The 21,337-nt window shown below is 51.4% G+C and carries 18 protein-coding genes; 16 read left to right on the top strand and 2 right to left on the bottom strand.

Annotation, left to right across the window (positions count from 1 at the left end):
- Positions 1-49: 49 nt before the first annotated feature.
- Genes A5320_RS18080 through A5320_RS18035 form a run of 10 tightly spaced genes read left to right on the top strand, consistent with a single transcriptional unit; the run spans position 50 to position 9,692 of the window.
- A complete protein-coding gene (locus A5320_RS18080; RefSeq protein WP_068068367.1) occupies positions 50-457 on the top strand; it encodes an acyl-CoA thioesterase in 408 nt (135 codons plus the stop codon).
- On the top strand, positions 454-1,074 hold the full coding sequence (locus A5320_RS18075) for a hypothetical protein (protein WP_068068364.1): 621 nt from the start codon (positions 454-456) through the stop codon (positions 1,072-1,074). The genes A5320_RS18080 and A5320_RS18075 overlap by 4 nt, the downstream gene beginning before the upstream one ends.
- Positions 1,071-3,350, top strand: coding sequence for an MMPL family transporter (locus A5320_RS18070; protein WP_068068361.1), 2,280 nt, complete (start codon positions 1,071-1,073; stop codon positions 3,348-3,350). Before A5320_RS18075 ends, A5320_RS18070 begins: the two co-directional genes overlap by 4 nt.
- Entirely contained in the window at positions 3,347-4,591 is a 1,245-nt protein-coding gene (locus tag A5320_RS18065; protein WP_068068360.1) for an NAD(P)/FAD-dependent oxidoreductase, read from the top strand. Before A5320_RS18070 ends, A5320_RS18065 begins: the two co-directional genes overlap by 4 nt.
- On the top strand, positions 4,579-5,154 hold the full coding sequence (locus tag A5320_RS18060; RefSeq protein ID WP_068068357.1) for a DUF3261 domain-containing protein: 576 nt from the start codon (positions 4,579-4,581) through the stop codon (positions 5,152-5,154). The genes A5320_RS18065 and A5320_RS18060 overlap by 13 nt, the downstream gene beginning before the upstream one ends.
- Entirely contained in the window at positions 5,151-6,392 is a 1,242-nt protein-coding gene (locus tag A5320_RS18055) for a beta-ketoacyl-[acyl-carrier-protein] synthase family protein (RefSeq protein ID WP_068068355.1), read from the top strand. Before A5320_RS18060 ends, A5320_RS18055 begins: the two co-directional genes overlap by 4 nt.
- A gap of 38 nt (positions 6,393-6,430) precedes the next feature.
- The gene (locus A5320_RS18050; protein ID WP_068068353.1) at positions 6,431-6,886 is read left to right on the top strand and encodes an ApeP family dehydratase; all 456 of its coding nucleotides are present in this window, start codon (positions 6,431-6,433) and stop codon (positions 6,884-6,886) included.
- Positions 6,887-7,609: a 3-ketoacyl-ACP reductase FabG2 gene (locus A5320_RS18045; RefSeq protein ID WP_068068350.1), complete on the top strand. Its 723-nt coding sequence runs from the start codon at positions 6,887-6,889 to the stop codon at positions 7,607-7,609.
- Positions 7,609-8,844: a beta-ketoacyl-ACP synthase gene (locus tag A5320_RS18040; protein ID WP_068068347.1), complete on the top strand. Its 1,236-nt coding sequence runs from the start codon at positions 7,609-7,611 to the stop codon at positions 8,842-8,844. The genes A5320_RS18045 and A5320_RS18040 overlap by 1 nt, the downstream gene beginning before the upstream one ends.
- A complete protein-coding gene (locus A5320_RS18035; protein WP_068068345.1) occupies positions 8,844-9,692 on the top strand; it encodes a MipA/OmpV family protein in 849 nt (282 codons plus the stop codon). Before A5320_RS18040 ends, A5320_RS18035 begins: the two co-directional genes overlap by 1 nt.
- Positions 9,693-9,700: 8 nt before the next feature.
- Here A5320_RS18035 and A5320_RS18030 read toward each other — a convergent pair whose 3' ends face one another.
- Positions 9,701-10,099 (bottom strand): hypothetical protein, encoded by a 399-nt coding sequence (locus tag A5320_RS18030; RefSeq protein WP_068068344.1) that lies wholly within the window; start codon positions 10,097-10,099, stop codon positions 9,701-9,703.
- 164 nt (positions 10,100-10,263) lie between these two features.
- Between A5320_RS18030 and A5320_RS18025 the strand changes: the two genes are divergently transcribed.
- The 6 genes from A5320_RS18025 (at position 10,264) to A5320_RS18000 (ending at position 19,131) form a co-directional block, all read left to right on the top strand.
- The gene (locus tag A5320_RS18025; RefSeq protein WP_082971881.1) at positions 10,264-11,328 is read left to right on the top strand and encodes an aldose epimerase family protein; all 1,065 of its coding nucleotides are present in this window, start codon (positions 10,264-10,266) and stop codon (positions 11,326-11,328) included.
- A 153-nt stretch (positions 11,329-11,481) separates the two neighbouring features.
- Positions 11,482-14,244, top strand: a complete 2,763-nt coding sequence (locus A5320_RS18020; RefSeq protein ID WP_068068341.1) for a TonB-dependent receptor — start codon at positions 11,482-11,484, stop codon at positions 14,242-14,244.
- A 128-nt stretch (positions 14,245-14,372) separates the two neighbouring features.
- On the top strand, positions 14,373-15,941 hold the full coding sequence (locus A5320_RS18015) for a tryptophan halogenase family protein (protein ID WP_068068337.1): 1,569 nt from the start codon (positions 14,373-14,375) through the stop codon (positions 15,939-15,941).
- Positions 15,942-15,944: 3 nt separating this feature from the next.
- Positions 15,945-16,730 carry a SapC family protein gene (locus tag A5320_RS18010; RefSeq protein ID WP_082971880.1) on the top strand — a complete coding sequence of 262 codons (786 nt, stop codon included), beginning with the start codon at positions 15,945-15,947 and terminating at the stop codon, positions 16,728-16,730.
- 38 nt (positions 16,731-16,768) lie between these two features.
- Positions 16,769-18,223, top strand: coding sequence for an SLC5 family protein (locus tag A5320_RS18005; RefSeq protein ID WP_068068335.1), 1,455 nt, complete (start codon positions 16,769-16,771; stop codon positions 18,221-18,223).
- Between the two features lie 173 nt (positions 18,224-18,396).
- Positions 18,397-19,131, top strand: a complete 735-nt coding sequence (locus A5320_RS18000; RefSeq protein WP_068068333.1) for a hypothetical protein — start codon at positions 18,397-18,399, stop codon at positions 19,129-19,131.
- An 89-nt stretch (positions 19,132-19,220) separates the two neighbouring features.
- Here the strand turns inward: A5320_RS18000 and A5320_RS17995 are convergent, their stop codons facing one another.
- On the bottom strand, positions 19,221-21,212 hold the full coding sequence (locus A5320_RS17995; protein ID WP_068068330.1) for a beta-galactosidase: 1,992 nt from the start codon (positions 21,210-21,212) through the stop codon (positions 19,221-19,223).
- Positions 21,213-21,337 lie beyond the last annotated feature (125 nt).

Raw genomic sequence — 21,337 nt, 5'->3', positions numbered from 1 at the left:
TTCAATGATTTTGGGTATAAATTAGGAAAAGCAGTATCAGGAATAAATGATGAAAAAAGTCAGCGTGATCCTCGAAGTGCCATTTTTTGATGTCGATGCCATGCAGATTGTCTGGCATGGCCATTATGTCAAATACCTGGAAATTGCCCGCTGCGAATTGCTGCGCACTTTTGATTATGATTATCCGCAGATGCAAGCTTCTGGCTACATGTGGCCGATTGTCGAGCTGAATCTGAAATACCGTGGCTCAGCGCGATTTGGTAAAAAGATTGAAGTTGTTGCCACTTTAGTCGAATGGGAACACCGCTTAAAAATCAACTACCGCATCACTGACGTTGAAAGCGGCCAGACGTTGACCAAAGCCAGTACCGTACAGGTGGCGGTTGATCAGGCGACCCAACAACTGTGTTTTGAATCGCCGAAAATACTGCTCAGCAAACTTGGGATTGAAGCATGAATTGGCGCTTAGGTTTTTTGCTTTGGGTTTTGGCTTCGGCCAGCGCTGCTGCTGCTGCCCCAGTCTCTGACAAGGCGCAGACACCACAGGCCACCGCGCTGCAACAAATGGCGTCGTGGCAATTGCCACAAGGCAAATTGTTATTCACGCAGCAGAAATGGATCCGTGGACTAAAGCGCCCGTTGAAAAGTCAGGGTTACCTGCAACTGTCGCCGCAAAGTCTGGATTGGGTCACCGAACAGCCGGTGCAAAGTGCGGTGCGACTCGACAAACAAGGCGTGCAGCAACAACTGGCGGGCACTTTTCAATTACAAGCCGGCACTGAATTGATTGGCCATTTAATGCTGGCTGTATTGCAGCAAGACCAAGCCTTTTTACAGCAATATTTTAGTCTGCAACCAGTGCAATCTTCTGCCGGGCAAGCGCCTTCCGGGCAAGAACAAACCGGGCAATGCGTGCAGCTGGTACCGCTGCAAGCACCGTTAACCAATTTTTACCGTCATATTGTGCTTTGTGGTGAAGGTAGCCTTTCACGGATTGAACTGATCGAGCTTGCCGGTAACCGCAGTGAAATTTTATTAACCGCTGCGCCTGACAGCGCTAAAACCGCTTTATGAAAAAAACCACCCTGATTTGGAGCTGCTGGTTGGCGTTGGTGCTGCTCTGCTCGGCTTATCTGAGCTGGCAATTGCCGCAGCGACATTGGAGCAGCAGTATCACGGCCGCTTTTCCGGGAAGCGATGCCGACTGGCAACGGGATTTAGTCGCCAATCATAGCGCCAACCGGCAGATCCGGCTGGCACTGACCGGTTTATCCGAAACGCAGCTTGCCTCGGTTGCCGCAAAATTTCAGCAACAAAACCCTCAGCTTCGCTGGATCACTCCGGAACAACACTGGCAGCAATTGCAAGCTTATTACCAGGGCGCTGCCGGGCTTATTGCCACCGAAACTGCCAGCCAGCAATTAGCGGGTCAGCAGTATCAGCGCCTGGCTGACGCCGCCTGGCAGCAATTATTAAGCCCACTTCCGCTGGCTGACAATATGCTGGAACGTGATCCGTTGTTATTGTCACAAGCGGCCATGCAACAAACCGCCAGCGGTTTAAGTCAGCAATTTCACGCCTTAACGCCTGCGGCCGGCTGGTTAAAAGGTAAGTTTGAAAATGAACCCTTTGTACTGTTGCACGCTGAGTTGGCGATTGACCCATTTGATTCCGAGTTAGCGGTACCGCTGCATGCCATGCTGCTGCAGCAATTGCATGTGTTGCAACAACAATATCCAGAGCTGCGCTGGCAGCATAGTGGCTTGTTATTCCATGCGGTAAAAGCGGCCAGCACCGCCAAAGCGGAAATGAGCTGGTATGGCGGCTTGTCGATGCTGGCGATTGTGTTGTTGCTGTGGTGGGTGTTTGCCAGCGCTAAACCGCTGTTATTGGCGGTGATCACATTAGGCAGCGCTGCGCTTGCTGGTCTGGTAGCAGTGGTGTGGTTTTTTGAATCGCCGCATTTACTGGCATTTGTTTTTGCCACCACGTTGATTGGCGTGGCGATTGATTATTCGTTTCACGGTTTGCTGGCCGTGCAACAAGGCCCGGCATTTTTCCGGCGGATGTTACCTGGGCTCAGTTTAAGTTTATTGTCGACGCTGCTCGGGTACGCGGCATTGCTGTTGCTGCCGTTGACTATTCTGAATCAGGTGGCGGTTTTTATGCTGGCCGGATTAACCGCTGCTTATCTGATGGTGTGTTTTGTTTATCCGGTGGCGCTTGAGCAGCAGTCGTTGCAAGTTGCCGCCAGCGCCCGTCGCGGTGCCAATTTACTGGTGCAGTTCTGGCAACGGTTTAACCGGCGTCAGGCCTGGATGTTATTCGGCATTGGTGCCATGTTCTCAGCGTTGCTGTTTTTACTACTGGTGAAATTCAGCGATGATGTACGCGGTTTTAATCAGTTGGATCCAACGCTGAAGCAGCATGAACAACACATGCTGAAACTAAGTGGCCAGCAATGGGATAACAAGTTTTTATTGGTCAGCGCTGATCAATCTGAACAATTGCTGGAACGAGAATCACAGTTACGCCCTTTGTTGCAGGCATGGCAACAACAAGGCTTGTTGCGCGACTGGCAGGCGGTTTCTGACTGGTTGCCGACTATTTCAGCGCAGCAACAGTTACAGCAACAACTGCAACAGGCTTATCAATCCGCGGTCGGGCAGCAGTTTTTACAGCAGCTTGGCGTGGCAGTTCCATTACCGATATCGCAATGGTTAACCGCCAAAGATTTACCCGATTTTGTCCAGCAACAGCTGTACACTCCTGCGGCGGATGCAGGTGCCCCGGCCAAAGTCAGTTTAATTCTGCTGCGCGAATCAACCCTTGGCAAAGCACAATTGGCGCAATTGTCGCAGCTGGGTTTTGCCCAGCTATTTGATCCGATCGAAGATGCGTCGGCGAAAGTGGCCGGAGTGCGACATCAATTGAGTATCGGCTTGGCAACGGCGGTGGTGGTAGCGATATTGCTGCTGGGTTGGTATTACGGGGTCAAGCGCGCATTCGCTATCACGCTGTTTTTGCAAATTGCCGTGTGTAGTGCACTGAATGTCAGTCTGCTGCTGGGGCAAGCACTGACGTTGTTTCATCTGGTTGGGGTGTTATTGGTGGTGGCGTTGGCGCTGGATTACGCCATTTTTTTCGCCTCAAAACTGGAGGCAGCAGAAGTTCAGCTGGCGGTGGGTTTGTCAGCCATCACCAGTATGCTGGCCTTTGGCATGTTGGCTTTTAGTCAGACACCGGTGATTGCTGGTTTTGGCCAAACCATTTTAACGGGTATTTTGGTGGCAGTGCTGACAGCACCGCTAATAACAAGGATCGGTAATTTGGAGACGCAGGGCCGATGAGCGATAGTCAATGTTATGATGTCATTATTATAGGTGCAGGCCCCGCAGGCGCTTGTGCCGGCGCATTATTAGCCCGGGCCGGAAAAAATGTGCTTTGTGTCGAACGTGGGCATTTTCCACGGTTTTCCATCGGCGAAAGTCTGTTGCCACATTGTATGGAATTTCTGGCCGAAGCTGGTTTGTTAGACACGTTGGAGCAGCACGCTGCTGAGCTTGGTTTTCAGTTTAAAAACGGTGCGGCATTTTTAAAAAATGGCATGCGCACTGAGTTCGATTTTACCCGGAAAACTTCGGTTGGCCCAGGCACCACCTTTCAGGTCAAACGGGCACCTTTTGATCAGTTGCTGGCAAATGCTGCTGCAGCGCAAGGGGTCGATATTCGTTATGGTCTGGAAGTGATTGATTTTAGTTATCCGGATGCACAGCGGGTCACGCTCAGCGTGCGCAATGACCAAGGGGAAGTCAGCGAACTAACCAGCCGATTTGTACTGGATGGCTCTGGGTTTGGCCGGGTGCTGCCAAAATTATTAAAATTGGAAACGCCGTCGGGTTTTCCGGTGCGACAGGCCTGTTTTTGTCATATTCGCGACGGTATTACCGACCCGTCATTCGACCGCAATAAAATTCTCATCACCGTGCACCCAACCCAACAGGATGTCTGGTATTGGCTGATCCCGTTCAGCGACGGCACCGCCAGCTTAGGCGTGGTAGGTGCGACCAGCCGTTTTGTGGAATTTGAGTCTTCCGCCGCTGCGTTATGGCAAAAAGTGGCTGACGAAACCGACCTGGCTGCTTTGCTGGCAAACGCGGAAGCGATTAATGATGTGCGCAATTTAACCGGTTATTCCGCCAATGTTGGTGCGCTGGCGGGTGATCGTTATGCACTACTGGGCAATGCCGGTGAGTTCCTCGATCCGGTCTTTTCGTCGGGCGTGACCATTGCACTGCGCTCAGCCAGTACCGCAGTGCCACTGGTGCTTCAGCACCTGGCCGGTGAAACCGTTGACTGGAATAGCCAGTACAGCATCCCACTGCGCAAAGGCATCAACACCTTTCGTCAGTTTGTCGAAGCCTGGTATGACGGCCGTTTTCAGGACATCATTTTCAGCGAGCAACGGCAGGAACAAATCAGTCAGATGATTTCGTCAATTTTGGCCGGTTATGCCTGGGATGAAAAAAATCCATTTGTCGCTGATACTCCACGGCGGCTGAAAACCCTGAGTGAGATATGCGCTGTTTAGTTTTATTATGGCTGTCACTCTGCTTGGCGCTTAGTCTGGCCAGCTGTCAATTGTTGCCAGCGCATGGCCTGGTTTATCAGGTCGCCGGAGGTTCGTACCAGCTCAGTTCCGGCTGGCCTGGTAAGCCACAACAATTGTTGCAGCAAGTGCAGTTTAAAAGCGCAACCACTACGCAGGAATTCCTGCTGAGTGTCCAAATGTTGCCAGAGCAACTGTTACTGGTGGCGTTATCGCCGGTAGGTCATGAATTATGGCGGGTGCAATTATCGGCCGATGGTCAGTTGCAACATCAGGGCGTGGCACCTTTTTCTGAGCGCACTTTTGCGCTGCGGTTACTGGCAGAAATGCAGTGGAGTTTATGGCCGGTGGCGCAAATACAACCACGTTTGCAAGGCTTGCAGCTGACTGAACAGGCCGGGCTGCGTCAGGTATTGGATCCGGTACAACAGCAAGCAATACTGCAGATCAGCGGCGGCGGTGTGCTGGCAGTGGGTCAGGTTACCGTGCTGCAGCAAGCCGACTATCAGCTGACACTGACGACGTTGGAGCAGGAATTTTTATGAACAAAAGTATAAGCTCCGGCGCACCGGTACTGTCCGCTTTAGGCATCTGTTGTGCGCTTGGCACCTCTAAACAACAGGTGTGGCAGGCGGCAGTCGCCGGCAGTCGAGCGGGCATGGTATGGCGCGATGATTTATTGTTAGCCGGCCAACCGGTGGTGGTTGGTGCGGTGACTGAGCCATTACCGGACTTTGCCCCGGCCTTTGCTGCAGTCTATAGCCGCAACAATCATCTGGCTTATTGCGCCTGGTTACAAATTCAGACCGAAGTGGCCAGCGCACGAGCGCTTTATGGTGCAGATCGGATAGCGGTGGTGATTGGCAGCAGCACCTCGGGTATTGCTGAAGGTGAGCAGGCACTTGAACTACGGTTACAACAAGGCGAGTGGCCAGCCGGTTACGACTATCAAAAACAGGAAATGGTGGCACCGGCCAATTTTATCGCCCAGTTGTCGAAGGTAACCGGTCCTGCGTACGTTATTTCAACGGCCTGTTCGTCCAGTGCTCGGGCTTTAATCAGCGCCCGTAATTTACTGCGCGCCGGATTAGCAGATGCGGTGATTGTTGGCGGGGTGGATTCGCTGTGCCGAATGACGTTACAGGGATTTGCCGCACTGGAATCTATTGCTGCTGGTTATTGCCAGCCGTTTGGCGCGGCACGGGATGGCATTAATATTGGCGAAGGGGCGGCGCTGTTTTTAATGGAGCGTGAGCCCGATGTCGTTGACCCGTCGGCAATTGAAATAGCCAGGAATCCGCTAATCCGCCTTGCTGGTGTTGGGGCAGCTGCCGATGCCTATCATATGTCAGCACCACATCCGGAAGGGCGAGGTGCAGAAACCGCGATTCGGCAAGCCTTAACGGAAGCGGGTCTGGCAGCCAGTGAGCTGGGTTACATTAATCTGCACGGCACGGCGACACCGCTCAATGATGCGATGGAAAGTACCGTGTTAGAGCGACTAGGCGCGGCAGCAGTGCCAGCCAGTTCCAGTAAAAGTATCACCGGTCATACGCTGGGTGCAGCGGGAGCCATTGAAGCCGGCTTATGTTGGCTGTTATTGTCTGACGTGAATGTCTTTGATGATTTAGTGCCGCAGGTACGGGATAATGCTGCGGATCTGGCTTTGCCACCACTGAATTTTGTGCAACCTGGCCAGCGTCAGGTGGTGAGCAGCTGTCTCAGTAATTCATTTGCCTTTGGCGGGAATAACGCAGCCATTGTATTAACTAAATGGTGCTAACTAAATTGTGTTAGCTACATAGATTCGAGAATACGTTGATGATAACCGGATACGCTCTGGAGCAGTTATTGCCCCATGAACACCCGATGATTTTATTAAGCCGTTTTAGCCATGCCCATAGCGATTCCGTGTTGTGCGCGGTTGATATCAGCGAACAAAGCCCATTTTACCGCTCTGAACTTGGTGGTGTGCCTGCTTATGTGGGTCTGGAGTATATGGCGCAAACTGTGGCCTGTTATGCCGGTGCGCTGGCGCTATCGAAGGCAGAGCCGATTAAAATTGGCTTTTTACTTGGCAGTCGCAAATATCAGCCGACTGTGACGGTATTCCAAGCGGGCAGCACGCTGGAAATCAGTGCGCACAAGCTGGTAATGGAAAATTCAGGCTTAAGTGTGTTTTCATGTGAAATTACCGCCGATGGCGTGGTGTTGGTGCAAGCCAATTTAAATGTGTTTCAGCCAGAGAATCATCTCGACTGGCTCAAGGAGTCGTAAATGCAACGTTGTCTGGTCACCGGATCCGGTCGAGGTATTGGTCGCGCTATTGCGCTGCAGCTGGCCAAAGATGGTTTTGATGTGACGGTGCATTGTCGTTCGGATGCTACCAGCGCCGCTGCTGTGGTCGAAGAAATTAAAGCCATGGGTCGGCAGTCGCATTTGCTGCAATTTGATGTGGCTGATCGGGCCACCGCCCGAGAAGTGCTGGAACAGGATGTGGCAGCACATGGTGCTTTTTATGCGGTGGTGTGCAATGCCGGTATCAGCCGGGATGGTGCTTTTCCGGCGCTGACGGAACAAGATTGGGACCAGGTGATCCACACTAATCTGGACGGTTTTTACAATGTATTACACCCGCTGGTGATGCCGATGATCCAGCTGCGTAAAGGCGGCCGGATTGTCACTATTTCGTCGGTATCTGGCATTGCCGGCAATCGTGGCCAGGTCAATTATTCAGCAGCCAAAGCTGGCTTGATTGGCGCCACCAAAGCGCTGGCGCTGGAACTGGCCAAGCGCAAAATTACCGTCAATTGTGTCGCGCCAGGCTTGATAGAAACCGATATGGTGGCCGATTTACCCTTGGACGAGATGATGCAAATGATCCCGCTGCGCCGCGCTGGCAAAGCGGAAGAAGTTGCAGCCACTGTCAGCTTTTTATGTTCTGAACCGGCGGCGTACATTACGCGGCAGGTCATTTCAGTCAATGGCGGGATGATTTAATGAAACGTGTTGTTGTGACCGGTATGTCGGCCATTACCGCCTTGGGTCAGGATTGGCCAACTTTTCGGCAAAATATCACCGAAGGACGTAGTGCCACCCGCCAGATGCCTGAGTGGGACTGTTATGCCGATCTGAATACCCGGCTGGCCGCACCGGTGCTGGATTTTGTGCGTCCGGCGCATTATTCGCGCAAACTAATCCGTTCAATGGGCCGCGTGTCGTTAATGGCAACCCGCGCCACCGAAGTTGCGCTGCTAGACGCAGATTTACTGGGCCATCCAGCGCTGACCGATGGCCGTTGTGGTATTGCCTATGGCTCATCCACCGGCAGTACCGAACCTATCACCGCTTTTGGCCGGATGCTGGAGCATCAGACCATGGCCGGCGTCACCGCCACCAGCTATATCCAGATGATGGCGCACACCACGGCCGTCAATTTAGGGGTGTTTTTTGGCATCAAAGGCCGGATTTATACCACCAGTTCCGCCTGTACTTCGGCATCACAAGGTATTGGGTATGCGTACGAAGCGATTAAATTTGGCCGCCAGACACTGATGGTGGCCGGTGGTGCTGAAGAGTTGTGTGTGACCGAAGCCGCCGTATTCGACACCTTGTATGCCACTAGCACCCGCAATACCCAGCCGGAATTAACGCCACGGCCTTTTGATCAACAACGGGATGGCCTGGTGATTGGCGAAGGTGCCGGTACGTTAATTCTGGAAGAACTTGAACATGCGTTAGCCCGCGGCGCCAGAATTTATGCTGAAGTGGTGGGGTTTGGTACCAATTCAGACGGTTTACATGTGACGCAACCATCGGCGCCGACGATGGAACAAGCGATGCGGCTGGCGTTGGCCGATGCTGAGCTGGAGCCTTCGACCATTGGCTATGTCAATGCGCATGGCACTGCGACTGATCGCGGTGACATCGCCGAGTCTGAAGCAACGCATCAAGTATTTGGTGCCAACATACCGCTGAGTTCCCTGAAAAGTTATCTTGGCCACACCTTAGGTGCCTGCGGTGCGATTGAAAGCTGGGCCAGCATTATGATGATGCAGGAAAACTGGTATGCACCGACGTTAAATCTGACCCAGGTCGACCCGGCTTGTGCACCACTCGATTACATTATCGGGCAACCCAGGCTACTACAGACCAATTATGTGATGAGCAATAATTTTGCTTTTGGTGGCATTAATACCTCGTTGATTTTCCGCAACTGGCAGGACGGCTGCTGATGAATCGTCTGCAGGGTTTACCCATTTGTCCAGGTTCAGGCAACACCGCCGTGAAAACAGGCGTCAAAAACATTAGGCTGCTGGCGCTGCTGCTGAGTGGTGGCTTGATAAGCCAGCAACAGGCGCATGCCGGAGATTATCAGTTGGGTGTCGGCGTGCTTGTTGGCTCGCAACCACATTACCCTGGAGCGGCGCAGTCCAGTCGTTTTGTGCTGCCTGTACCCTATATCACTTATCGCAGTCCGAAGTTGCAGATTGATAGGCTCGGTGCCAGCGGTTTGCTGGCACAAGGTGATGGCTGGACCATCGATTTAAGTTTGGCCGGTGCTTTAGCGGTCGATAATGACGACAATCTGCTGCGGGCTGGGATGCCGGTGCTGGACTGGATTGGCGAAGCCGGGCCGGTACTTAAAATAGATATCGCCGAACACTGGGCAGTGCATCTGCCGGTCAGAGCTGCAGTCGCCACTGATTTTAAACAAGCCGAGTCGATCGGCTGGCGGGTAGAACCGCAGCTACGTTATGAGCGTGAGATTTATCCACAACTGCAATTTAGCTCAGCGCTGGCTTATGCGCATAGCAGCAGTGCTTATCATCAATACTTTTATGGCGTGGCGCCGCAGTATCAAACCAGCAGCAGGCCTGTTTATACCGCAACAAGTGGTAGCAGCGGCTGGCGGTTTGCCAATGGGATGACCTTGCAACAAGGTGATTGGCGATTTGGTGTATATAGCAGGTACGATTATCTGGCTGATGCCGTCTATGCTGATAGCCCGTTATTTGCAAAATCGCATCAGCTGACTGCCGGTTTTGTGGTGGTGCGGATCCTCAAAACCGGCGAGTGGTAACGCCGGTATTATTTCGTTGCGTTCTGATAACTGACCAAATTCATTTTGACTTTGATGTCCTGGCGTAAGTTGTTGATCCAGTTTGCATATTGGCGATGGATCTTGCCATTTTTAGCATTCATATTCACTGAATCAACATAGTTGATAGAAAACGAAGTGGCGTCGTACTTCACTAACGTAATGACTTTATGCGCGCGAATATTCAACTCCGCATTAATTTCACCCGGGTTGACAGGCGTCATGATCCAGCCTCGTGATATACCTGCTTCCATGATTGCTTGCTGCAGTTGCGGCTGCGTTAAATTGTAGGCGATTGGGTCAGTATAACTTTGTTGTAAATAAGTAGATGTGCAGGCTCCTAACGAGATTGTTAACAAAACTGCCGCGATAATTTTCCTGTGTAACATAATATGCTCCTTTTGATACAGGGCGCTATTGTTCAGCATCTTCACTCAAACATCCAGATTAAAAAGCTCTCCCTGACTATTTTCTGTTGCAACAGGCTTGCATTGGCAGGGTGTGTTGATGTTATATTGTCTGATAAATAGTATATTTATTGGCAGGCAGTCAGATGCAAAGCTCTTTACCCGATGTTTCATTCAACCTGAGTTCTTCTTCACCGATACCCAATCCGGTCATGACTCCTCTCATTTTGCAAAACCAGGCTGGCTTGCGGGTCGAAGTATTGGCTTACGGTGCCACTATTCGTTCGATTCAGCTCGATGGGCAAGAGTTGACGTTATGCCATCCACAAATTGATGATTATATTAAGAATGATGGTTTTTTGGGATCAACAATCGGCCGTTATGCCAATCGGATTGCCGGTGGACTATTGCGGTTTGGTGCTGAGATCCGGCAACTGGAGACGGCGGGCGGTGAACATTGTTTGCATGGTGGCAAGGGTTTTAGCCACAGGCCGTGGCAAGTGCTGCAGCAATCGGCGGACGAGCTGCTGCTGTTTTTACACAGTGCCGATGGTGACTGTGGTTTTCCGGGCGATCTGTCGGTGTGGCAACAGATCAGGCTGCAAGGTACCGCACTGCAGATCCAATTCAGAGCCACCACCAACAGCAGTACCGTGATCAGCCTCACCAATCATTGTTATTTTAATCTGGATGGCAGTGCCGGGATCGATGGCCATCAGTTGCAGATCTTTGCCGATTCATTTTTGCCGGTGGATGCCAGCCTGATCCCAACGGGGCAGCGCCAGGCGGTGGCGGAGACCGCTTTTGATTTTCGCCAGCCTACATCAATTGCCCGGCAGTTAGCAGAGGCTGATCCGCAGCTGCGCCAGACTGGTGGTTTTGATCACTGTTATTTGTTCCCGCCGCAAATTGGTGGGTCTGAGACGCATGAACAGAACCAACCGCTGCCCGTAATGCAGCAGATGGCCATCTTAAGTTCTCCGCTGAGTAACATCAGTCTGACAGTCAGCAGTACCTTACCCGGGTTACAGTTTTACGCCGGGCATGGATTGACGGCACCTTTTATGCCCCGGCAAGGCTTATGCCTGGAGGCGCAGCACTGGCCGGATGCACCCAATCGTCCGGATTTTCCTTCCGCATTACTAGTTGCCGGACAAATCTGGCAGCAGCAAATCGTCTACGCCTTTGGCAGAGACCACAGTTTCGAATAAACAGACCGGGGTAGCGACAACCGGCTACCGACCCTCAGACGGCAAAAGACGTAAAAAAGGTTGAAGTTTAATCACAATTGAAGTATTTATAAGATAAATAGGCTAATAAGACAGACGACAGATAAAATCAAAAAAAGGACAGGGTGTTACATCATGCATAACTATAAAATATCAACTATCAGTAAAAGAACGGCGTTAAGCGTTGCAATTGCCAGTCTGTTCAGCACTCAGGCGATGGCACAGCAGGCGCAGCAGCCTGCAGCAGAGCAGGAACAAATTGAAGTGATTGCGGTGTCAGGTATTCGCAGCAGTCTGAAATCTTCGATGGAAGATAAAAAATCATCGTCTGTTGTGTCGGACGGGATCAAAGCAGAAGACCTGGGTAAATTCCCTGATTTAAACGTGGCGGAATCGCTACAACGGATCACCGGGGTGTCGATTGACCGCAGTGGTGGTGAAGGTCAAGCTGTGACCATTCGTGGTTTTGGTCCGCAGTTTAATACCGTGTTGGTCAATGGCCGGCAACTGGCTACGGACAGTGCGGGTCGTGAATTTAACTTTGACGTGCTGGCGGCCGATCAAATCACCGGCGCCGACGTTTATAAAAGTACCTCGGCTAAATTGCAGGAAGGTGGCATCGGCGGCACTATTAATGTGACCACAGCCCGGCCTTTTGATTACGACGATTTACGTATTGCAGGGTCGATCAAAGGCATGTACGAAAGCCTGTCAGAAGAAACCTCTCCCTCAGGCTCCTTCCTGATTAGTAACACTTTTGGCGACGATATGTTTGGTGTGTTGCTGGCGGTCAGTCAGCAACAACGCAAAGTACAGGTCAATCAAATCGCAACCGCAGGTTGGCGCGGCGGTCAGACGATTTCGAATAAAGAAGACGGTGTGCTGTTCAGTAATGCTTATATCCCGCGTAACTGGGATCAGATCATCGACGAGCAAGATCGCAAACGGACCAACGCTAGCTTAGTGCTGCAATTTGCACCATCAGAAGATGTGACTGTGACTTTGGACGGTCTGGTGTCGAAGTTTGAAGTGGATTCGCAGGTGACTGACTTAGCGTCCTGGTTTGAACCGGATCGCGTTGGCAGCGCCGACATTGATCCAACCACCGGCACCTTGCTGCGTTTTACTCAGGAAGTAGGTTTACACCAGGGCAGCGGTGATCCGGCAACTGACTTTGTGTCGCATACCCGCAACTCACGTGATGTGACCAATGATGCTTTTGGTTTAAATGTTGAATGGACCATCAACGAAAAATTGAAAGCTGATTTTGATATTTCTACCACCAGCGCTGAAAACGACCGTGCAGGTCGCGACCGCTTTAACGTGGTGGGCATGATCAATAACTATACCTTTGATGCCACCGGCGGTTTACCAACAGTCGCCCACGACGGTTTTGTCAACGGCAGCTTGCCGAATGCCAGCCGCGCGCGGATGCACTACAACGAAAAAGGCAATCAGCCGACCAATACCGATGATATCAATGAATTTAAAGCAGATTTTGAATACATCGCTGAAAACGGCGTGTTTGAAAAAGCCAACTTTGGTGCTTATCGTCAGGAGCGGGAAAAATCAGCGTTCCAGATCTTAGGCTCGCAATGCGTGTTCTGTGGTTATGGCACTGCGGCACCACTGGATAAAATTGATTTCAAATCCTATACCGCCAACAACTTCTTCCCTGGTTTGATTGATACCTTCTATACCTATGATGGTGACAAAATGAACCAGTTCCTGGCGGATTCTGGTTTCCCTATTGTCACTGCACTGCAAAACAACAGGTACACCATCAACGAAGACATCACCAGCCTGTATATGGATTTCACCCTGCAATATGATTTGGGCGAGATGCCGTTAACGGTGAATCTGGGCGCGCGTTATGCGTCGACGGATGTGTCGGTGATGGCGATCCAGAGTTTTGTCACTGACATCGTGCCAACAGCGGATGCAACTTTGTTTGCCAACGTGTTTGGTCCTGCGACTACCATCAATCAAGGCACCAGCTACTCGAATTTACTGCCTAATCTGAATATTAAGCTTGGGATTGCTGAAGATATGGTGCTGCGTTTTGCCAGCTACGACACCATCACCCGTCCAACCATGGATCAGATGTCCCCGGCCACCACTTTTAACGAACCACGCCGGCAGAACCTGACGGCCAGCGGCGGTAACCCGGCGTTAAAACCGTTCCAGGCGGAAAACTGGGATATTTCGTATGAATGGTATTACAACGATACCAACCTGTTTAGCTTTGCTGTGTTCAGCAAAGAAGTGGAAGACTTTATTGTTACCCTGACCGGTACTGAAACTTACAATATGACCAGCCGCACCGGCCCGGCCTTTGGTTGTAATGTGGCCAATTCTCCCCTTTGTAACACCGCAGTTGTGGGCACGACCAATGAGCTGAACGGTTCATCGGAAATCTACACTGTGACCCGGCCACAAAACGGCGAGTCAGCACGTATCACCGGTTATGAAATTGCCCTGACCCACATGTTTGACAATGGTTTTGGCGCGTCTGCCAACGCCACTGTTGTTGACAGCGACTTGTCAGTCACCGCTGACAGCACCCAGAGTTTTGCGTTGGAAGGACTTGGCGATTCACAAAACCTGGTGGTGTTTTATGAACAGGATGTGTGGCAGGCGCGGATCGCCTTTAACAACCGCGAAGGTTTCCTGCGGGCACTGGATAACGGTTTTAACGGCGAGCCGATTAACACCGAAACTTTTGGCCAGTGGGATATCAGCGCCAGTTATGACTACAACGAGTATCTGACGTTCTTTATCGAAGGGATCAACATCACTGAAGAAGAACTGGTGCAAACCGGTCGCTTCAAGAACCAGATTTACTCGGTCGAAGATAACGGCTCGCGTTATTCTGTTGGCGTACGCGGTTCGTTCTGATGAAAACACCGGGCGGCACTTTGTGCTGTCCCGGATCAATCTGTGACTGACGTTGCCGGACCCGCCTGTTGTTGCAGGCTCGTCCGGCATGTTAGGTTGTAAAAATCCCGGATAAGAGTCAGAACCTGATGACAACAGCAGTCAAGAAACTGGTTATCGTCGGTGGTGGTACCGCCGGCTGGCTAAGCGCCGCCATTATCGCCGCACAGCATCGCAGCAATACCGCCGACGGGTTGCAGGTGGTGTTGGTGGAGTCGGCCGATATTCCAACCATCGGCGTTGGTGAAGGCACCTGGCCAACGATGAAAAATACCTTGCAGCAAATTGGCTTAAAAGAAGCCGATGTGTTTGCCCATTGCCATGCCGTGTTTAAACAAGGCGGAAAATTTGTCAATTGGGTGCGATCTGATGCGCAAGACCGCAGTGATCCAAGCAGTAACACCAACTGCAACAAAGAATTCTATTACCATCCTTTTACCGTGCCGATGGGCTACGGCCGAATTGATTTAGCGCCTTATGTCGACGATGTCAGTCAGTTCGCGATTGACAGCAATTTTCAGCATCAGATTTGTGAAGCCGGGCTGGCTCCACGGTCGTTGGCCGAGGGGGAATATCAGGGGCAATGTAATTATGCGTATCATCTGGATGCTGGTGCATTTGCCGATTTACTCAAACAACACTGTAAAACCAAACTGGGTGTCGAGCAGCGTATTGGCACCGTTGAGCGCTGCGAATTAACCGCCGATGGTCAGATTAAAGCCTTGCATTTGACCGATGGTTCCATGCCTATCGAAGCCGATTTATTTATTGACTGCACCGGTTTTGCTTCATTGTTATTGGGCAAAACCTTAGGCGTGCCGTTTGAATCTGTTGATCATTTGTTGTTTAACGATAGCGCGCTGGCGATGCAGGTGCCTTACGACAGCCCGGATGCGCCTATTCCTTGCCATACCATTGCCACAGCCCAAAATGCCGGTTGGATCTGGGATATTGGCCTGACCCATCGTCGTGGTGTAGGGCATGTCTATGCCGCGAAATATTTAAGTGACGATGAAGCTGAGTTTAATTTGCGGCGTTACATCGGCAAGGCTGCCGAAGGCGTTGCAGCCCGCAAAATCAGTTTTGCGACTGGCCACCGCACTAAATTCTGGCAACACAATTGTGTGGCGATTGGGATGTCGGCCGGTTTTGTCGAGCCGCTGGAAGCCACCGCCATTATGCTGGTGGAAATTTCGGCGCGGTTTGTTGCCGACAACTTACCGGCAGATCAAGCGACCATGCCATTAGTGGCGCGTCGTTTTAATCAGCAAATGTTATATCGCTGGCAGCGGATCCTGGATTTTCTGAAATTGCATTATATGTTGACCAAACGACCAGAGCCTTATTGGCAGGCACATCTGGACCCGGCCACTATTCCGCAAAGTTTGTTGGATGATTTACAGCTGTGGCGACACCGCGGGCCGCAGATTTCCGATTTTCATGGGGCGCTGGAGTTGTTTCCGGCGGCCAGTTATCAATACGTGTTGTATGGCATGGGTTTTAAACCGGACTTTACGGCGCAGGCTTATTTGTATCAGCAGCAGGCGCAGGCGCAGCAAATTATCCGCCGCAATCAGCAGCTGACAGCGCAAATGCTGCAAACTTTGCCGCCGCATCGTGATTATATCAACCGCTGGTTAGCCGGTAGTCGGGGGTAATTGATGGACATGCGCATACCTTTGTCTGCTACCAGTCACCTGGATACTGTTGTGACGGCTGATGCCGCGTTGGTCTATGCCGCGTCGCAGCATTTGCTCAATGTGCGGCTTGGCGAAATTAGCCAGGTGATGGCCGATGTTGCGGTATTTTTCAGCCGTCATCTGCAGACCGGGCAATGGTTATTGTCGGGGTTATACAGCGTGACGCCGGCGCAGAATCTGTGGCTGCAACAAGGCCAATGGCTTGGTAGTTATCAGCCGGTCTGCATGCAGACTTATCCGCTGCTGTTGGGGGCAGATCCATCACAGTTGATGCTGGTAGATGATTCAAGGGTGCTGCAACAGGGGGCCGCACCAGGTGCGATGCCGTTATTTACTGAAAATGGCCAGCCATCGGATTATCTGCGTCGGAAAAAAGCCATGCTGGATAAAGACTTACAACAGGAATATCTGACATTTCAGTTTGTAAAAACAGTGAACGCGCTGGGCCTGATCAAAGAGTTAGACCTGCATTTGTTGCAAGCCGATGGTAGCAGCCAGTTGATTAAAGGGCTGGCGACCGTCGATGAAGACAAACTGCAGCTACTCAGCGCCGAACAGTTACAGCAGTTGCATCAACAGGGTTATCTGTTGTTATTACACGCGATGTTGTTGTCGATTACCAGGCTTAACCGGTTGATCCAATTGCATAACCTTCAACCCGACGGGCAGCGGCCAAACGGACAGCACCCTGGCAGCCAACTGCTTAAAAGTATCAAACTGGAAATCAGCCGCAGCGCACATGGCTGAGCCTTCGTTTTTAAAATTATAACTATTGTGGGTACAAGATGTCCGATAACATGATTCAGCTGGCGGTGTTTATTATCGTCAGTGCCTTGATTGGTGGCCTCACTTATGTGAAATGCCGCGGGCAAAAACGTGATGAAAACAGTCAGAACAAAGAGTATTTTCTGGCCGGTGGTGGCCTGAGTTGGGTTTTTGTCGCGGGTTCTATCACCTTAACCAATTTAAGCACCGATCAGCTGGTCGGCATGAACGGCAATCAAATGATGTTGCTGGTGTGGTGGGAGCTGGCGGCGGTGATTGGTCTGATTATTCTGGCCAAAGTATTTATTCCGGTGTACTACCGCTATCAATGCACCACCACCACTGAACTTCTGGAAAAACGTTATCATAACAAGCACATCCGTGCGGTGATTGGCGGTTTGTTCTTCTTGGGCAATGCCTTTATTTACATGCCGGCGGTGGTCTATTCCGGTGCATTATTAATGCAAACCATGTTTAAAGTGGATATTCCGCTGATGTATATCGCGCTGATTTTCGCTTTGGTGGGGGCTGTCTACGCCTTCTTTGGTGGCTTGCGCGCAGTGGCCGTATCCGATACTTATAATGGCGTATTAGTGCTGGGTATGGCGGTGCTGGTGGTCGTGCTGGCGTTGTTCGCCATTGATTTTGATTTCTCTGGTATTCCGGCGGAGCGACTGACGCTGATTGGCGATGCCGATTCGCCGCTGCCTTGGCAAACGCTGCTGACCGGGATGATCTTTATCCAGATGTATTATTGGGGTACCAATCAAACCATTACGCAGCGCGCGATGGCGGCACCGAATGTCAAAGAAGCGCAAAAAGGTGTGTTTGCTGCGGCCATTATCCGTATTGTGGTGGTGCCGGCGATCGTGGTGGTGCCGGGTATTGTCTCCTATAAACTTTATGGCGATATTGGCGATGCAGCATACGGCAGGATTGTCGGCGATTTAATGCCGGGCTGGCTTAGTGGCGTCTTCGCCGCAGCGATGGCGGCAGCGGTACTTTCGACTTACAACAGCCTGCTGAATTCCGCGACCGCCTTATACGTGTGTGACATTCACGAGGCTTATTTCGAGAAAAACCCCAATGTGTTTAAGCTCAGCGGTTACGTGACGCTGGGTTTAACGGTGCTGACCTTAGTGCTGGTGCCGGTTTATCAGCAAGCCGACAGCATTATCAATTTGCTGCAGCAGTTAAACGGTTTGCTGAGTATGCCGATTCTGTCGATTTTTATCGTTGGCCTGCTGTTTACCAATGTTGATGCCCGGGCAGCCATCGCCGCGGTGATTTTTGGTGTGCTGCTGTATGGTTCGCTGACGTTTAGTTTTTCGCCTTTTTATACCACTGTGCATTACATCCATCTGATGCCCGTCACCTTATTTAGCTGCGTCGCCTTCGCGCTGCTACTCAACAAATTCGCCTTTGGCCAGCAAACCCGTTGGGCTGGCCGGTTCGAGGCGGTGTTGGAAAAATAGTTCTCCTGCGTTGTGTGTTTAGCCAGTAACCGGTTCACCCCCGGTGACTGGCTTTTTTTATGTCAGTTTTAACGGCTGGCAGACTCACAAAAAAGGATTTTCCGATTAGTAGCCTGAAGTTCTGTGGTGTTTTTTCTGGCTGGCTATACTGAAATATTCAACCGGAGGCACTCATGAAGAAATGGATATTCAGTGTGTTAGCTTGCGCTTTGCTGGCAGCACAGAGCGAAGCTTGTGGACTCAGGGTATTGACCGAAGATTTACCACCTCATCAGGTGGTAAAGAACCACCAAGTGGTGGCTGGCTCAGCCTATTTACAAGTGGAGGCTATTTTGCGCAGCGCCGGATTGCCCTGTCGTACCGAAGTGTTACCCTGGGCGCGTTCATTCGAACTAGCCCGCAGTCAGCCCAATACCTTGATTTACTCTCTGGCTCGCTTACCGGCGCGCGAACATTTGTTTATCTGGTTGGCGCCGCTCATCAATGCTGACTACCGCTACTTTTCCGCCGACCACACCGTGATAGAGCAAATCCAACAAGGCAAATCGCCGCAGGATTTTATCGCTGTAGCTGTAGCTGTGGCTGGTAGCGTGATGGACAGCACCTTGCAGCAGCTGGGTTTTGTTCCTGACCAAAACTTGATCCTGGTGAAAGATGTCAACGCTCAGTGGAAAATGCTACAGATTAACCGGGCACAGCTGACCTTGGCGTTTGAACCGGATTTTCAATCGCTGACCGATCTCAAAGTGCGGCAAACCCAGTTTTTCGCCTCGCGCCAGGTGGTACGGCAAATCCAGTTATATCTGGCCGCTCATCCACAAACCGACCCGATGTTGCTGGAACTACTGAAAACTGCAGCAGCGCAGCAGGCGTTAAAGAGCATGCCGGTGAATGTGAGTAAGCAGTAAGACTTTCTTTTGTTGGTGGTGGATAAGCGAATCGCCTCCACCACTATTTTACAATCCTCGCCCACACCATCCACTCAACATCTACTTCTTTAACTTAGCCGCAATACCGCCACGTCATAAGGCTGCAAGTTGCTGCTGCCGATGACAAATTCTGCATTTTCCGGGGCGGTAAACTGCTGCATTGTGGCGCCGTAGTTAAACACAAACTGCAGCTGGCCACGTTGCATGGTGCGAAGGTCGCTGCCGAGTTGCCACATCGGCAATCCTACGCTTTCAGCCAGCTGACGGAACAGCGCAATTAAAAACTCTTCACAACTTAAGGTGCCGACATACACCACATTACCCTGCTGGACTACTGCAGGTTGCTTGAATTCATCGCGCGCCAATATCAAAACGTTAGCACCGGGTGCCAATTCTTCGCGCCAGCGGCTGCTTTGGTAGCTGGTTTGGTCGCCATCAAGCTGCAGCTCAGCATAACAATCTGGTCTGATGGTTTCGGTGCTCAGCACTTTGACATCAATCAACTGCTGCAATAAACCAGGGCCAAGATTGGGCACTGCACTCAGTTCTGCCGTTTTGGCGCCACTGCGCGGGCCAAACACCAAAGTTGCTGAAGTCGCTTTACAGCGGTCGACAAAATCCTGGCTGACAATTGGCATGCATGGCGCTATCACCAGTTGGTAAGGCGTTAAATCATGCTCAGGCGAGACAAAATCAACCGCCAAACCCAACTGGCGCAAGGCGCTGTACCAGCTAAATTCGACCTGATGCTGATTAAAACTATCGCCCTGGCGTTCAATTTCGGTGACCCACTGATTCTCGGTGGTCATCACAATGGCTACTTTTGCCTGTAATGGCAGCGTGGCTAAATCGCCGCTGAAATGGTCGGTGAAAGGTGCTAATAACTTCAGCTCATCGCGCACTTGCGCCACTTCTTTATGCGCCGCTGCCCGCGAGTTATCAGTTCTTTTTATACCCGCATGCATTTGCTCCTGCGCAAACGGCACCTGACGCCAACGGAAATAACAGACCGCTTCAGCACCGTGAGCAAAGGCCTGCCAGGACCATAACCGCACCATGCCTGCTTCTGGCCGTGGGTTATGTCGGGCCCAGTTCACCGGGCCAGGTTGTTGCTCCATCACCCAGAAACCTCGCTTGCTGATACCGCGGCTTTGATCAAAGGCGTAACTGGAAAAATCCGGGTGGCCGGTGCGCATATATTTTTTAAATTGTGCGGTGGGGGCATCGGCAAAAAACAAATCGGTGCGACCGAGTGGGTAGTTGTCGTAGCTGACAAAATCGAGTTTTTTCGAGAGCGCAAAGTTATCGGTTTGGGTGTCGTGCATTGGAATAAAGTTGTGCGTCACAAACTGGTTTGGCGCATGGGCACGGATAATATCGACCATTTCATCGTGAAACTTCACCACCATGTCCGAGCTAAAACGCCGGTAGGCCAATTGATGCGCCGGGCTGGTTTCGGTGACGGCTAATATCGGCAGTTCAATTTGCCCAAAGGTTTGATATTCCATCGACCAAAATACATTGCCCCAGGCGCTGTTGAGGGTATCAACATCGCCATAACGCGCTTCACACCAGCGTTGGAAGGCCATTTTTGCGTTGTGGCTGCCGCTATGGGCGGTGTCGTGACAGGCAATTTCATTGTCGGTTTGCCAGCCACAAATCGCCGGATGCTGGCCGTAACGTTTGGCCAGTACTTCGGAAATGCGCATCGATTCACGGTGGTAGTTTTCACTGGAAAAGTCGCAGTGGCGGCGTGAGCCAAAACCGCGCACGGTGCCGGTTTTAATATCGACCGGTAAAATATCCGGGTATAAATCAATCAGCCACTTCGGCGGCGTGGCGGTTGGGGTACACATAATGACTTTTAAGCCGGCGCCAGCCAGAGTCTCAATGGCGCGATCCAGCCAGTCAAATTGAAATACGCCCGGTGACGATTCTAATCTCGACCAGGCAAATTCGCCGATCCGCACATACTTCAGACCCAGCTCCGCCATTTCGCGGGCATCGTCAGCCCAGATGGTTTCCGGCCAGTGCTCTGGGTAATAACACACACCTAACATCGTTCTCTCCTCGCAATCAGCTCGCAAATTTGTGTTCAGCGCCACCGCTTTGTTGCGGCATCATTTTGGCAGGGTTGTAATGCTGCTGCCGGGTCTTGTATCTGTTAGCACATTAATTATATGAT

This window comes from Rheinheimera sp. SA_1, from assembly GCF_001669775.1.
GTDB lineage: Bacteria > Pseudomonadota > Gammaproteobacteria > Enterobacterales > Alteromonadaceae > Pararheinheimera.
Note: the sequence above shows the minus strand (reverse complement) of the source record. Positions and strands in the feature narration are given on the sequence as shown.

Bases quoted from the DNA above. Each gene is read 5' to 3' on its own strand.
- A5320_RS18015 (WP_068068337.1), top strand. From the start codon at position 14,373: ATGACAACAGCAGTCAAGAAACTGGTTATCGTCGGTGGTGGTACCGCC.
- A5320_RS18065 (WP_068068360.1), top strand. From the start codon at position 3,347: ATGAGCGATAGTCAATGTTATGATGTCATTATTATAGGTGCAGGCCCC.
- A5320_RS17995 (WP_068068330.1), bottom strand. From the start codon at position 21,212: ATGTTAGGTGTGTGTTATTACCCAGAGCACTGGCCGGAAACCATCTGG.
- A5320_RS18070 (WP_068068361.1), top strand. From the start codon at position 1,071: ATGAAAAAAACCACCCTGATTTGGAGCTGCTGGTTGGCGTTGGTGCTG.
- A5320_RS18000 (WP_068068333.1), top strand. From the start codon at position 18,397: ATGAAGAAATGGATATTCAGTGTGTTAGCTTGCGCTTTGCTGGCAGCA.
- A5320_RS18075 (WP_068068364.1), top strand. From the start codon at position 454: ATGAATTGGCGCTTAGGTTTTTTGCTTTGGGTTTTGGCTTCGGCCAGC.
- A5320_RS18060 (WP_068068357.1), top strand. From the start codon at position 4,579: ATGCGCTGTTTAGTTTTATTATGGCTGTCACTCTGCTTGGCGCTTAGT.
- A5320_RS18030 (WP_068068344.1), bottom strand. From the start codon at position 10,099: ATGTTACACAGGAAAATTATCGCGGCAGTTTTGTTAACAATCTCGTTA.
- A5320_RS18035 (WP_068068345.1), top strand. From the start codon at position 8,844: ATGAATCGTCTGCAGGGTTTACCCATTTGTCCAGGTTCAGGCAACACC.
- A5320_RS18080 (WP_068068367.1), top strand. From the start codon at position 50: ATGAAAAAAGTCAGCGTGATCCTCGAAGTGCCATTTTTTGATGTCGAT.
- A5320_RS18005 (WP_068068335.1), top strand. From the start codon at position 16,769: ATGTCCGATAACATGATTCAGCTGGCGGTGTTTATTATCGTCAGTGCC.
- A5320_RS18025 (WP_082971881.1), top strand. From the start codon at position 10,264: ATGCAAAGCTCTTTACCCGATGTTTCATTCAACCTGAGTTCTTCTTCA.
- A5320_RS18050 (WP_068068353.1), top strand. From the start codon at position 6,431: ATGATAACCGGATACGCTCTGGAGCAGTTATTGCCCCATGAACACCCG.
- A5320_RS18020 (WP_068068341.1), top strand. From the start codon at position 11,482: ATGCATAACTATAAAATATCAACTATCAGTAAAAGAACGGCGTTAAGC.
- A5320_RS18045 (WP_068068350.1), top strand. From the start codon at position 6,887: ATGCAACGTTGTCTGGTCACCGGATCCGGTCGAGGTATTGGTCGCGCT.
- A5320_RS18055 (WP_068068355.1), top strand. From the start codon at position 5,151: ATGAACAAAAGTATAAGCTCCGGCGCACCGGTACTGTCCGCTTTAGGC.
- A5320_RS18010 (WP_082971880.1), top strand. From the start codon at position 15,945: ATGGACATGCGCATACCTTTGTCTGCTACCAGTCACCTGGATACTGTT.
- A5320_RS18040 (WP_068068347.1), top strand. From the start codon at position 7,609: ATGAAACGTGTTGTTGTGACCGGTATGTCGGCCATTACCGCCTTGGGT.